The sequence below is a fragment of the Kribbella qitaiheensis genome (genome assembly GCF_042657745.1).
GTDB classification, from domain to species: domain Bacteria; phylum Actinomycetota; class Actinomycetes; order Propionibacteriales; family Kribbellaceae; genus Kribbella; species Kribbella qitaiheensis.
In genome coordinates, this window is the sequence record NZ_JBHSKE010000081.1 from 1 (window position 1) to 12946 (window position 12946).

Sequence of the window (12946 nt, forward strand, 5' to 3'; positions counted from 1 at the left end):
AGACCTCGACCCCTACCCGGCCACCGACGCGCCGATCAGCTCTACACCCTCAACTGTGAAGAGCCCGTTATGGTGCTAATAGGCTTGGAGCTCCCGAAGCTGTACCCGTGACAAGTAGGAGCCGCGAGGCCCCTGGGGTTGTTATCGCCCGGCTTCGGAGTTGGTGCCGGGCTCGAACTCGATCGCAGCACTCTTGCGGCGCTGCCGGAAACCGACGAGCAGCATAGCGGTGCCCGATCCCGAACTGCTTCGATCCGATCCACGCGCGCAGGCATTTCCAGTCGCAGCGTCGATGAACCGCGACAGGGTGGACACATGTAGAACCGGTCGCCGAACTCGCCCCCGGTACCACGATGCTGAACTCGTCGACCTCGTAGTACGCGACCGGTTCGGTCGCGGCGCAGAAGTCGCAGATCAGCTCTCCTTCAGGAACCGCGCTGACGGCTTGCGGCGGAATCGTTGCGCCGCCTCTGTGGCGGCGTCTCGCTGCTCCATCGCGTCCAGGGGCGGATCGACGAGCCGCGACAGCACCTCGTCCGCCCTCGGCGCGGCCATACTTCACCAGGCGGTCGGCATCGGCTGTCTCCCTGCCGGCTCGTGCGGCATGAATCCGCCACACCAGCGTGTCGTGAAACGCCGTGATGCGAGGTGCGATAGAGATGATGCCCGGGCGCGCCGCTGTGGACCGGCATATGTGGGAGACGATCGCCGATGCACACACGGCTTACTTGCTACACCGCCATCGCCTCGGCCGGGGTCGTCATGCTGCTCGCCGCGTGCTCGGACGTAGGCACCGCGGCTGCACCCGCATCAACCGCGCAGCCGGTTGCGACTGTGACTGTCGTCTCGCCAACTCCTGTCACGACAACAGTCACGCTTACGCCAGCGCCGGTTACGGTCGCTGTCACAGCACCACCGGTCACCATCACTCTGTCGCCAGACCAGCCTGCTGACGTGACAAGTCAGTATGTGGCTTGGCGCAGACGTCATTTCGACGCTGAATACTCAGATACATCGTCGCAATATCGACGCGTCGTCCGTGCCGTCCTCTCCAACGGCGAACTAAACGTCTTGACCGACATGAGGCCGCCGATGGGCGGTTGGAACTGCGTGGGAGAGCCCACCGTGATCGGCGACATGACAGTCGCCTTCGTTCGAATCCTCAATGAGGACTCGACTGTCTTTCGCCTCTGCGCAGTGCGGTAGCGGCTTGAGCGTTCGTACCCGGTGTTTGACTCGACCTCCCGATGTTGGTCCCAGGGGCAAAGTAGCCGTGCGACCCCGGTACAGGCCCGTCGACATGATGGTGACCGACCTACACCACTACCTTGACCTGCCGACGATGTCCCGGGCCCGGCCCTGCCAGATGGGTCGGGTCCGGCGAACGAGGCGGGAAGGTGTAACGAGAGTGAACCAGTGGTTGAACCTCCGTAATCGTGGAACCGGCTCCAATCTGGCGGATATGGGCCGGGACGCAGTGCACGCCGAAACGCACGAACGGGGAGTCGACTTCCGCGTCGGTGATTTGATGCCGGTCCGTGAGGCCGCGAGGAGGCCTGAGGCGTACTCGCGGCGATGCTGCCGGAGCAGAGTTGGGCACCGACCCCGCCAACCGTCACACAGTGAACATGGGAACCCTGTCGTGTCTGCCCTACCCGGTCTGCGGCCAGCAGGCCGGCGGGCAGGGCCACTGTCGCCCGATGGGCGCGGCAGGGCGGAGCCGCCGTAGTAGTCCGAGGACGGGAAAGCCGTCCACATGGCGAAGGGCGGCAGCGAGATCGCAGTACAGGTTGCGCAATGCCAGGAGGTCGCCGGTGAAGACCGACGCGCCGTGCCAGCAATGGCCGAGTCTCAGCGAGGCTCGGGAACGGGTACTGGGGATGCAGACCGTTGCCGACCGGGTCGTCCAAGCGAGCCTCGTGCTGGTGTTGGAGCCGATCTTCGAGGCCGACTTCCATCCCTCCTCCTACGGGTTTCAGGCCCCGGCGGCGGGGCGTGGGACGCGGTCGCGGAGATACAGATGTTCGTTTCCCGCTCCTATGAGTGGGTCATCGAGGGCCGACATCACGGCGTGCTTCGACGAGATCGACCACCCCGCCCTGATGGACCGGGTGCGTCGACGCGTCGGGGACAAGCGAGTCTTGGCTTTGGTCAAGGTGTTCCTCAGGGCCGGGGCCCTCAGCGAGGACCAGGTCTTGAGGCACACCGACACCGGAACACCACAAGGCGGAATCCTTTCTCCACTGCTGGCCAACATCGCACTGCGACCCGGGTCGCGCTGGTGGCTTCCCAGACCTGAACGAAGTGCTCATCGAGCACCTCTCTCTCGACGAGATCGCCGATCTTGCCGCTCCCCTGCATGAGGGTGAGAAGGTCGGTGACGTCCTCAGAGATTAGCGGCCCCGCTTGCCGGCCCCGGGCTTGGCTGGCGAAGTGGAGGTCGTTCGCGAAGGCGCTGCCGGCGCGTCTAGGATTACCCCGATCTAGACCGAACCAGGCTCGTGGCGAGTTGCCACTGCTGGTCGCGGTGTTCGACGAGTCCGCCGTCCAGCGTTGCCGGAGTTCTCGCCGGGTCCGCTCGTCGCGGTGGCGTTCCGTGACCCGTACCTGCGACCTTGCTGAGTCGTAGGTACACGCGATAGTTCGCAAGCAGTTGACCAGCGGGGTGCCCGACCATCGGTAGTGGCCGAGCGTTCGTGCCCAAGAGACGTACGAAGGGTTGGGGATATGAGGGGGAAGCTCGTGGCTGCAATTGCGGCGGCAGGAATGCTGCTCACCGGTTGCAGCGGGGGGTCCACGGCGAGCAGCGGAGATGTGCAGGCCGACCAGGCCACCGCGACAGCGCCCAGCTCGGCGACGCCGAGCACACAGACAAGCGCGTCGGCCAAGGCGGCGGGCGGGCTCAAGGTCACCGAGGTCGGGTTCGGGAAGTCGGGCGACTACGTCACTGCGGTCGCGGTAATCCTGAATGGTACTGATCAGATTTCGTCGCTGCAGGTGAGCTTCGCGGCGTACGACGCCGCGGGGGAAGTGCTCGGCCAGCAGGAGACCTCAGCGCCGATCGCTCGCGCTGGCGCGACCGTCGCCACCACCACGCCGATCGAAATCAAAAGTGGCAAGGTATCGAAAGTGAAGGCAGAGGTGAACGTCCTGCAGAAGCAGAAGGACGAGCACCCGTCGTCGGCGTTCGTTGCCAGCGGGGTCAAGTACCGGCCGGGGGAGTACGACGCATCGGTGACCGGGAAGGTCACCAGCAAATACGACCAGGACGTGAAGGACGCCTACGTGGCGGCCGTCTGCCGAAGCGCCGCGGGCAAGATCGTGGGCGGCGGTGAGGACTACTACACCGTCAAGGCCGGTGGATCGACGGCCGTCCAGGTCTCGGTAAGCGGTGCAGGCATGAAGTCCTGCCAGCTGTACCCCACCCTCGGCGGCGCCAGCTCAGCCAGGTAGGCCGCGTCGACCAGGCCGCCATCGGCGGTCCTCCACTGGATGCTGATCGCGTCGTCGTGGCTGACGGCCTGACCACGACGTCCCTGGACACCACGCCTGGCTCTGCCATCCTCCACGTCCCTGTCCAAAGCGAGACGGCATGCAAGCTTATTCGGGTGCCCGGCCAGGAGATCGCGGTCCTGCTTACCGGACGCGCCGCCTTCGGGCAGGGTGATCAGAAGCGACAAGCCTCTACAGTTTGCGCTGAATTCCTCGCAGCGGAGTTCGGCCCTATCAGCGGCGTCGCGGCCGCAGACGTCTCAGTTGAACTGGTGGCAATGGTGGTCAGGGAGCAGTTCGGGCAGGTCTGCGCGGAGGAGCGCGGTGCGGACGTCACTGCACTCGACGCGGGGTACTCGCCAGGTAACAGCAACGCCGAGTCCTGGCGGCTGTCCGCGCTCAGCAGTGATCCGCCGGCGCTGGACGTGTGGTTCGCTACGGACTTCTCATCCTTCGAACCGGAGGTGCACACTTCGGCCATCCAGCTGATCAAAGACGAGCTGATCAACGGCCTGGGGAGCCGCTTCCAGGAGAGGACCAGCGAAGCCATGGTCGGCTGCCTGTGCCGTATCTTGCCTGGCTCGCTGAGACCCGGCTCAACGAATTCCCGACGACCGGTGGTCGCTGGCAACTTCTCGGCCTATCCCCCGAGCGTCAGAACAGGCGAGTGCGGGGAGTCGACCCGCACACCTGGATACTCCCCAAATGCTGACGGGCGAGGATCGTCACGAGGCGTGTTGCTATCCCAAGTAGCGAAGCGGAGCGCCGATTTCTCGTCCAGGAAGGGCTGCTAGCGGAAGTCCCTTGAGTGGTTTTGGTGCGAGTGAGAGGCGGTCGGCGACGAGGTTGACGACGCCTTTGGCGCGTTCGACGCGGCCGCGGATGATGAGGGCGCCGGAGTCGCTGGCGATGCGGGCGTAGCGGTTCCAGCAGCGACGGAGATGACGACGTTGATCATGCCGGTTTCGTCTTCGAGGTTCATGAAGGTGACGCCGGAGGCGGTGGCTGAGCGTTGCCGGTGGGTGACCTGGCCAGCGGCCCGGACGCGGGTACCGTCTTCGGCTTCGCGGAGTTGTTCGGCCGACAGGATGCCGGCGGCGGTGAGTTGTGGGCGGACTTCTTCGATGGGGTGTTTGCCGGTGGTCATGCTGGTCGGCCACAGGTCGGCCATCACGACTTCGACGTCCGTCATACCCGGCAGCATCGGCGGCGCTCCAACCGCGGTGACTCCAGCAAGCTGACCCGGGCGCTCGTCGGCGGCGCGTCCGGCTTCCCAGATCGCCCGCGACGCGCGAGGCAGAGCAATCGAACACGCCGGCGGTGTGGCCTTCCTGACCCGGCTGGGGCGCTTAGCGCAGACCGGCGTGATCTCGGCGAACCGGCGCCTGCAGATCGTCCGGCACGTCCGCACCGTGCTGCGCGACGCTCGCGATCTGGGAATGACCCGGCGCGGTGGCTGCGCGGCCGCGCTGCCCGGCGAGTTCAGCGTCAGGGCCGACGACGTCCACCGCCGATCCATGTCGACGGTCCCGGCCGGGCGATGCCCGACGAAGTGATGAACGCGCTCAACGAAGCGCTGCCGCTGCTCGAGGCCAGGAGCGGCCGCGCGGCCCGGGTCACGGTCGAGGTGCTGATGGACACCGGCCGTCGCCGGACGAGGTCTGTCAACTGCCGCTGGACTGCTCGACCGTGACGCCGACGGCAAGTACGTACTGATCTACACCGACTACAAGGAGTATCGGCTGCGGCGCCAGCTCCCGATCCCGGACAGCACCGCGGCGCTGACTGCACCAAGTGCCTCCGGTGTTGGTCTTGTTCAGCCGGACATCGCGGACAATCAGTCCTCGTGTCTGCGATGGGGTTTGGTGGAGCACGCCGCGAGGTGCTGGACGGCCGTGTCGGTCTCCCGCGAGTCGGTGCGGTACTCAAGGGATCGTCGTCCTCGCTGCCCGCGGGCCGGATCGACCAGATGGTTAAGTCGCAGGACGCGGGGCGGTTGGGGTCAGACGGGCACGCGAGCCCGGCTGGCCACCTGCGTCACAATTTCCTGCACCTTTGCGATGATCGCAGGATCGTCGCACAGATTGCGGTGGCTCACTCCGGTCACCGTCTGCCGGCCACCACCGCCCAGGGACAGTCCAGTGGCGTTGCCGCTGAACGCCGGAACTGTCCCGTCCCCGCTCACGGAGAGGACGCGCTGCAACGTCGGCCCGACGAGGTCGGTGATCGCGCGCAGGAGCGAACCGCTTAGCTCGTACCCGCCATCGGTGGGTACGCCGGTGCCGGAAAGGACGAACGTCGGGTCGGGCAGGTAATCGCCGATCCGCTGGTGGCCGCCGTCGTGGAGGGATTGCCGGGCTCGGAGCTGGGTCGCCATCGCCTCGCTTGCATCGGATCCCAGGCCGAGGGTGGGGTCGGCGTAGAGCCGATCGGTGTCACCGCCGGCAGGCACGCCGTCGGACGTTATCCAGGACGGGTTGGCCTGGCCGAATGCCAGCGTCGGCAGTAGCTCGAACACCGATGTGAACGGTCGTACAAGCTGCCGGCTGACGAACGGTAGCGCCCGCATGGCTGCGGCTAGGCCGGATCCGGCGGGAGTGTCGAGGAGGCCCGCCCACGGGTAGTCACGGTGGGGGTCGATCCCGAACTTCAGCCAGCGGTACGCCTCGGGCGCGCCGTGCGTCGGGCTGCCGATCAGCACCAGCGCGGCCACGGACTCGCTGCCGGGCCGGTCGTTCACCATCAGGTTCTTGCAGAACCACCGGCTCACGATGCCGCCCATCGAGTGCGCGACGAGAATTACCTGCCGCGCCCGGCACTCGGCGAGGGCGCGTGTGACGATCTCACGCAACGTCAGCGCGGAGCGCCGGCAGCTCTGGCGCCAGTCGTAGCCGGCACCGTACACCCGTGGAGGCAGCCCCGTTCTGCGCTCGAGCTGCTGACCGAATGTTGGTCCGCTCAGCGCGAGCGCCAGGCGGCCGTAGAACCAGAAGATCAGGCTTCCCAGGTTCGTGACCTGCCGGGCGCGGTCAACCTCAGCGGAGGACAGCCTCAGCCAGGTGACGGCGTCGAGCCCGCTGCCGGTCGCCAGCGGGCGATCGACCTGAACGAGTCGGAGGAAATCGACGGCGGGTGGCACCGTCATCGGGTCCCAGACGGGGGCCCAGGGCGAATACGGTTCGACCAGCCGGCTACCCATGATGCCGGGGACGATCACAATCGGCACGGCGGCCGCAGGTCCGCTCTCACCCCAGTATGGCGCGGCGGGGTAGGCCGGCCATACCTGTTCTGGCAGGCCGAATGCGTCAGTGGAAACGGGCTGGCCCAGCGTCGGCACAGTCATCGCAGCCTCCGATATTAGTCGGGCGATCGCCGTGAGTGGCGTCACGCCGGATGGACCTTCCTGCTCCCTGGCGTCAGATCCAGCGATGAGCGTCAGCACGGCGGCGCATGCGCGCATCGGATCCGGCGTTCCCGCGCCAACGCGCGCGATCTCCTCAGCCGGCAACCCGGCCGGGCGAATCGCGGCTGCCAGGAGCGCGGTTCGCAGCATCGGGGCGGTGATCCTGGCCGGCAGGGCAGCCTCGTACATGAGTGCGACGCAGCCGGTGATCGCAGGTGCCGCCATGCTGGTACCGCTCTTGCCGGCCAACTGGTCCTTCAGCCGCGGCCGGCTTGGTCGCGACCCGACGGTATCGCGCGGGGACGAGCGGGCGGCCCGGATACCAACACCGGGCGCGACCAGGTCGGGCTTTGCGCGGCCATCTCGGGTCGGGCCGTAGCTGCTGAACGGAGCCGGCCGCGCGGGGCGGAGCCGGGCGTCGAGCGCGCCCACGGCTAGGGTAGTGATTCCGTTGCAGATCGTCCCCGTGGTCCCGGAGGGATCGACGGCCATCACCGATGCTGGGGTCGCGTCTGCCAGCCAGCTCTGAGCGCCGACGTCGGTCCGTTCCACGTAGGCGTGAACGGGCTCCACCCTCCCGTTGACCGGCACGAGCCGGATGGTCCAGGTACCCGTCAGTGCAGGTGGCCACAAGAAGAGGTTGGCGACGTTGTCGCCGTTGTTCGGATCGTGTCGGCGGTGAAAGGCGGACACTTCGATGCCTGCTCGCGTGTGAACCACGCGGTCCTCGCCGAGACCTGCGGTAAGGACGACCCGGCCGCCTGGATCGACCAGCGCCACGCTCAGCTCGGCTGATCCGGGGTACCAGATCTCGACCTCGGCCGGCCGGTTTCCGTGTCGTTGCACTATCCACGGCAGGTCGACGTTTCGATCGGCCGGCACCGCTCCGGCCGCGTGCAGCCGGCTCTGGGCGTAATTGCCGCAGCTGAGTATCACCGCGACGCCGGCATGGTTGGCCATCAGGGCGTCGAGCGCCTGCACCGCGAGTGGCGATCGATCGTGTGGTCCACCCGTCGACCCCGCCGACAGGTTCACGACGACCGGATCGCTGCCTGCGAGATCGACCAACCAGTGCACTGCCTCCAGTAGTCGGACGCTGTCGCCCAGGGTCTCCTCGGGCGGGATGTCGCCCGCGCCGAGGTGGACGAACGCGAGGTCGGCTCCTCGTGCCGCCCCGGCCCGTGATTCTGTCGCGCGGCCGGATCCGGCGGCGATGTCGAGCACGTGGGTGCCGTGAGTCCCCTGACCGTCGCCGTCGGCGTCCGCGGGGTCGTAACCCAGCGCCGCATACGGGTCGGCCGATTCGAGAGCGCGGTTGATCTCGTCCTGGGTGATCAATCGGCCGTACCCGTACTGGGCGGGAGATGCCGGGCAGGGACCGGGCCGCTGGTCCCAGAGGGCTCGTAGGCGGGTTGTGCCGTCCGCGTGGCGAAAAGCAGCATGCGCCACGTCGAGGCCCCAGTCGCACGCACCGACGAGTACGCCGGCACCGGTGAATGGTTCATCGCTGGGGACTGTACTATTTGAGAACGCACCCCCGGCCGAGGGCGCGTTGGCTTCGACGTACGGACTGTCGTCGGTTGCTCCGCCTCTGGTCGTCACCTCCTCGAGCGGCGGACGGACGGGGCGGCTGGCCTTGAGGCTGGCGACAGCGGGATAGCGACGCGTCTCAGGGATCCGTCCTAATGGGAGTCGTCCCGTCACAATGGATCCGAAACGCGCCACGACCCGAAGCCCGGGTACTTCCGCGTCTGGAAGGGCTAGCCGGACGAGCACGGGGACGTCCTCCTCGAAGAGGGGGCCAGCCGATGGGCCATCTTCGGGGAGCAGGCCCGTGCGCTCCAGGAGGTGCTGCTTGAGGTGCGGGTCGAACTGCTCGATCACGAGCGCTTCTTCGACGGCGAGCGTTTCTTCTCAGGGCGGCGCGGCTCCTTGACGGACCGCTTCTCGGCGGGTTGCCGGTCGACTGCCGCCTGCAGCACGACTGATGCGGTCGCGGGCGAGACGCCGCCGTTCCCGGACAGCTTCGCGAGCACCTTCTGTGCCAGTGCTCTGCCCTTTTCGTCGTTCCGCGCATCCTGCTCGCGCAGCAGGACGGCCGCTCTCGCCACCAGTTCGTCATGTGTCGCAGCGGGCGCGCCAGAGGGCTGTTGTGCTCCGCCGGCAATGAGCACCAAATCCACGGTGGCATCGTCCAGTTCCTGATCGATCTTCCCGAGCAGAGCGCGGGCGTCCTTGCGAAGCGCGTCGGTGATGGCGCCGAGCGGCTCGTCTCGGTCCCGCAGGTTCTTCACCGCGTTCGCGGTCTCGGTGACGGCCTCCACTACCGCCTCCACCACTGCAGCCCGTTGAACGTTGAACGAACGCTCAGCCTGGTCGACAGCCGTGAATGTCGCCATCGTGCGCCGGGCCGGCGTCGTCGGCGGGAGGGTTCCCATGACGACCGCCGGCATCGCGGCGTCCCGCACGTCTGCTGGCGCATTGCTCCAGAGCAGCAGCGATGCGAACAGGTCACCGTTGGTCGCCATCGTCATCGCCCGCCGGAGAAGGCCATCATCATCGCCATCATCATCGGCAGGTTGCTGGATTCACCGTCCCGGCCGTCGGCGCTGTCCTGCGACATCATCAGCACCATCGGCAGCATCATTGAGCTGCCAGCGTTCGCCTGGGGGGTGGTGGACGCCTGCGTGGTGCCGGCGGCCAGCCTAGGAGCATTCTGCTCCAATGCTGTGACCCGGTCGCTGAGTCCTTTCTGCATCATCATCGACATGACAATGCTCATGGTCTGCTGGCTGCTGATCTCGCGACGCAGCCGAGAGGTGTTCTCCTGCTGTGTCCGTCGGAGCGTCGCCACGTCCCGACTGGCCTGCCCTATCTCGGCGGCCACCGCGGTGATGCGGGTATTCGCCGCCGAGGTGTCCCGGTCGACAGTGTTCAGCCGGGCAGTCGTCCGGTTGATGCCGTCCTGCAGGTCCGCGGTGACGCGCTGAAAGTCCATGGTGCTCACCACGTCGCTTGGCAGCCGCAGGACGGCGTTGCCCTGTGGGGTCGTCAGTGTCGCAGTCCCGACGCCCGCTCCTGGTTGAGGCGGCGGCGCCGGGGGGAGCGGCGGTCGCGCCGGCACTGGCGCCGGGGGGAAGAGGTTGCCGAGCCCTCCCGCGATGGCGCCGATAGGATTGAGGATCCCGCCAATTATGTCGCCGATCCCCTCGCTGTATGCGGCCTCTTCGTAATCGTCATACCGTCTGGGCATGATCGCTCCTTTCCGACCGTGGAGCCGAGTACGCCCGGGAATCAGGCGTATCCAGCGGCGTGATGTCGAGCCCCAGCCGGCGTAGCGCCGGCCGTACTAAGGTGAGAAGCCGGTCCTGGTCCGGCGGTGAACTGCCCGGTCCGCCGCGGCCTGCGCAGCTCGGGCAGCGCTGGTCGAGTCCCCAGCAGTGCGGGCAGGCGCCGAGCGCCTCGGCGACATAGAGGGCCATCCTGTCGGCAGCGAGCAGGGCCCGCTGCTGCTGCACGATGAGGTGTTCCACGAGTCTGTCGGGCGGCGGCTGTGGGCGGTCGGGCGGAGACTCACCGGCCGGCTCGTCATCGGGATCCCGGCGTGCCTGGCTCAGCATGGCCAGCATCATGAGCTGGTGCGGATCGCCGCTGTCAGCGACGGCCGCAATCTGCTCAACCGGCAGGCCCAGTCGCTGTGCAAGCACCCCGGCAACGTCCAGCGGCGGCGCGCTCACGGGTGCTCCGATGCGGAGGTATCTGCGCCTGGACCGGTCTGCTCAGGTCGAGGCTGTTCGGTCTCCGCCTCGTTGAGAGTCTGGGTGACGTGGGCCGCGAGCCGGGTGGCGTCGATCGGCAACTCGTCACTCGCTGATGGTTCGTCGACGGCCTCCCACTGCCCGGCTTGCCCACTTGATCGGGACAGCGTGGCGCTGAGTTGCGGCAGCAGTGCAGCAAGCTGTTGCACCAAGACGGTCAGCTGATCGGGTCCGCGTGGTGGGGCAGGAGGCGGGGGTGCCAACAACTGCGTTGTCACCGAGGGAGGTAAGGTCACCGGGCGGTCGATCCGTGCGGCGTAGTCAACGGGATACTCTCGCGGTCTCGGCTGCATCCCGAGGGGCGATGGCGGAGCCGGCGGCGGGACCGGTTGGACGGGTGGTGGGGTCGCCGGTGGTCGTTGTTGGACGGGCGGCGGAGGTGGTGGAGCGGGTTTCGGCGATTCATCGCCAGACAGCGCGGTCTGCAACGCACCTGCCCCGCCGCCAAGCAGCCCGCCGATCAGGCCGCCCCACGGACCGCCGATGCCCAGTCCAGTCATCGCTCCCGTCCCGATGCCGGAGCCGATGTTGGACAGCCACTGACCAACGCTGGCCTCGGCAAGTCCGTCGACGGAGAGGATGGACTCGATGAATAAGGCGCCGCTGCCGGCCGACCTGTTCTCCCACACCGGGAGATCGATGACGGTGTCGATGCTGGCGATCGCTGGTTGCGGCACAGCCGGGTAGGAGCCTGAGAGGAACGAAGGATCTGTCATACCGTTCTCCGCAGGACGCTAGAGGTGCTCGAGACGTCATAGGACGTGGTAGCCTCCGCGACCGTAACTCCGGCATCGTTGTCATCGCGTTGTCATCGCGTTATCTCGGCGGCACGTCAGCCATCCAGCCCAAGCGCTCCAGCAGGAAGAAGCCCAGGTGATGAGCGCTCGCCGCGCCATGAGTGAACAAGCCCGCCGAGGTCGCCGTCGACCAGGCCTGCCGGGTGCTGCGCCTTCAGGCGATCCTGGCCTGCTTCCCGACTTTGGCCAAGTCATCAGGACGTGCCTGGCCGAGCTGCTGCTGGCCGAGTGCGACTGGAGAACGTAACCCCAACGAGATGGGCTCCCGACGCCGGCGCCACCCATTAAGCGACCGATCCCTTAGTGCAGAGAAGGAGCTACCTGTCGATCCAGTTCATCGGAATCCCCAGCGACACCCTCTACGGCATCGCCCTCGGTTTGTGGCTGCTGTCCGGGGTCGCCGTGCTCCACCCCCGCACTGAGGAACTCATCGCATCGAAGTTCCACCACCTGCGGCCCCCCTCGGCCCTGGAGCTGCAACTGCTTGGTCCTGCCTGGTGGCAGGTCTGCACCTCGGCCGGCGTCAACCCCGACAAGTTCCGACTGTGGATCCACGAAGGACCAGAGACAACGGCACCGATCACGGTCGGCAACACCATTGCCGTGTCCCACTGGAGCCTCTACAACCTCGGCAGCCGCCACGGTCACAGCCCGGACCTTGAAGCGGTCCTCGCCCACCACCTGGCCATGCCCAGGCTCGCATCGCTAGCGACCTTCTGGTTGTCGCTACCGGCCAGGATCACCGGCGCCGCGATCGTGGCAGGCCTGAAGAACCCGGTCCTGAGCATCGTCATCAAGATCGTACTCGGGCGAAGCTCGCTGCCCGGAGCCGATCGGCAGAATCGTGATCACGGCCATAGCCCGGATGACCGAACGTCGCAACTCGAGCGGGGCAATTCTTCCACCGCCGTTCGACGTCCGCGCTGGCCAGCTGCAAGATGCCCGAGTTGGGGTGGCAGGGCTCGAACTCAGCCGTCGTCGTGAGAAGGGCGCGACATCGCCCTGCGGTTCGTCGATCGCCTCCGGGCCGCGCTGCGCCACCTCGGGATGACGGCTGGACGGGCTACTCAGCGACGACGGCTCGGAGATTCTCCGGCAAGGCGTTCCGCGACCACCGCCGAAGCCTCAGGTCACCGTGAATCACGGATCCCGGGATTCACGACTTCGCGCATGTGCGCATGCTCGACCAGCCGCAGGGCTGCGGCGCGGGCGTGCGCTAGAACCTGCTCTGGCCGGCCTGACATGTCGATGCCCATGACCTCGAGTTCGACGTCCGCACGCTTCAGTTGCTGGACGTCCACCGGTCTCAGGCCCGCATAGATCAACAGGCCGGGTGGCAGGCCGAGCGCTACGCCGTATGCCAGCAGTTGGTACAGGTCGAACACGTGGACGCTGGCTGTCTTCTGGCTAGTGAGCAAGGCGTCGGCGATCTCGGG

The 12946-nt window shown here is 67.0% G+C and carries 14 protein-coding genes; 6 read left to right on the top strand and 8 right to left on the bottom strand.

Annotation, left to right across the window (positions count from 1 at the left end):
* Window positions 1-414 precede the first annotated feature (414 nt).
* On the bottom strand, window positions 415-555 hold the full coding sequence (locus ACFPJ1_RS43045) for a hypothetical protein (RefSeq protein WP_380112237.1): 141 nt from the start codon (window positions 553-555) through the stop codon (window positions 415-417).
* A gap of 1145 nt (window positions 556-1700) precedes the next feature.
* On the opposite strand from ACFPJ1_RS43045, the gene ACFPJ1_RS43050 reads away from it, so the two are divergent.
* The 3 genes from ACFPJ1_RS43050 to ACFPJ1_RS43060 all read left to right on the top strand — a co-directional run bounded on the left by ACFPJ1_RS43050 (window position 1701) and on the right by ACFPJ1_RS43060 (window position 4286).
* Window positions 1701-2363: a reverse transcriptase domain-containing protein gene (locus tag ACFPJ1_RS43050; protein WP_380112270.1), complete on the top strand. Its 663-nt coding sequence runs from the start codon at window positions 1701-1703 to the stop codon at window positions 2361-2363.
* A gap of 403 nt (window positions 2364-2766) precedes the next feature.
* A complete protein-coding gene (locus ACFPJ1_RS43055) occupies window positions 2767-3453 on the top strand; it encodes a hypothetical protein (protein WP_380112238.1) in 687 nt (228 codons plus the stop codon).
* A gap of 56 nt (window positions 3454-3509) precedes the next feature.
* Entirely contained in the window at window positions 3510-4286 is a 777-nt protein-coding gene (locus tag ACFPJ1_RS43060; protein WP_380112239.1) for a hypothetical protein, read from the top strand.
* Here the strand turns inward: ACFPJ1_RS43060 and ACFPJ1_RS43065 are convergent.
* A complete protein-coding gene (locus ACFPJ1_RS43065; RefSeq protein WP_380112240.1) occupies window positions 4283-4684 on the bottom strand; it encodes a hypothetical protein in 402 nt (133 codons plus the stop codon). The two genes, ACFPJ1_RS43060 and ACFPJ1_RS43065, sit on opposite strands and share 4 nt — an antisense overlap.
* Before the next feature lie 130 nt (window positions 4685-4814).
* Between ACFPJ1_RS43065 and ACFPJ1_RS43070 the strand changes: the two genes are divergently transcribed.
* Together ACFPJ1_RS43070 and ACFPJ1_RS43075 are read left to right on the top strand one after the other, a co-directional pair.
* Window positions 4815-5048: a hypothetical protein gene (locus ACFPJ1_RS43070; RefSeq protein ID WP_380112241.1), complete on the top strand. Its 234-nt coding sequence runs from the start codon at window positions 4815-4817 to the stop codon at window positions 5046-5048.
* Complete coding sequence (locus tag ACFPJ1_RS43075; protein ID WP_380112242.1) at window positions 5033-5185, top strand: hypothetical protein; 153 nt, start codon at window positions 5033-5035, stop codon at window positions 5183-5185. The genes ACFPJ1_RS43070 and ACFPJ1_RS43075 overlap by 16 nt, the downstream gene beginning before the upstream one ends.
* A gap of 309 nt (window positions 5186-5494) precedes the next feature.
* On the opposite strand, the gene ACFPJ1_RS43080 is transcribed toward ACFPJ1_RS43075, so the two are convergent.
* Genes ACFPJ1_RS43080 through ACFPJ1_RS43100 form a run of 5 tightly spaced genes read right to left on the bottom strand, consistent with a single transcriptional unit; the run spans window position 5495 to window position 10862 of the window.
* Window positions 5495-8779, bottom strand: a complete 3285-nt coding sequence (locus tag ACFPJ1_RS43080) for a S8 family serine peptidase (RefSeq protein ID WP_380112243.1) — start codon at window positions 8777-8779, stop codon at window positions 5495-5497.
* On the bottom strand, window positions 8776-9423 hold the full coding sequence (locus ACFPJ1_RS43085) for a hypothetical protein (RefSeq protein WP_380112244.1): 648 nt from the start codon (window positions 9421-9423) through the stop codon (window positions 8776-8778). Before ACFPJ1_RS43085 ends, ACFPJ1_RS43080 begins: the two co-directional genes overlap by 4 nt.
* Before the next feature lie 2 nt (window positions 9424-9425).
* Entirely contained in the window at window positions 9426-10148 is a 723-nt protein-coding gene (locus ACFPJ1_RS43090; protein WP_380112245.1) for a hypothetical protein, read from the bottom strand.
* Window positions 10132-10632, bottom strand: coding sequence for a hypothetical protein (locus tag ACFPJ1_RS43095; RefSeq protein WP_380112246.1), 501 nt, complete (start codon window positions 10630-10632; stop codon window positions 10132-10134). Before ACFPJ1_RS43095 ends, ACFPJ1_RS43090 begins: the two co-directional genes overlap by 17 nt.
* Window positions 10629-10862, bottom strand: coding sequence for a hypothetical protein (locus ACFPJ1_RS43100; RefSeq protein WP_380112247.1), 234 nt, complete (start codon window positions 10860-10862; stop codon window positions 10629-10631). Before ACFPJ1_RS43100 ends, ACFPJ1_RS43095 begins: the two co-directional genes overlap by 4 nt.
* Before the next feature lie 951 nt (window positions 10863-11813).
* Between ACFPJ1_RS43100 and ACFPJ1_RS43105 the strand changes: the two genes are divergently transcribed.
* Window positions 11814-12494: a M48 family metalloprotease gene (locus tag ACFPJ1_RS43105; RefSeq protein WP_380112248.1), complete on the top strand. Its 681-nt coding sequence runs from the start codon at window positions 11814-11816 to the stop codon at window positions 12492-12494.
* Between the two features lie 146 nt (window positions 12495-12640).
* Here ACFPJ1_RS43105 and ACFPJ1_RS43110 read toward each other — a convergent pair whose 3' ends face one another.
* Window positions 12641-12895 carry a hypothetical protein gene (locus tag ACFPJ1_RS43110; protein WP_380112249.1) on the bottom strand — a complete coding sequence of 85 codons (255 nt, stop codon included), beginning with the start codon at window positions 12893-12895 and terminating at the stop codon, window positions 12641-12643.
* Window positions 12896-12946 lie beyond the last annotated feature (51 nt).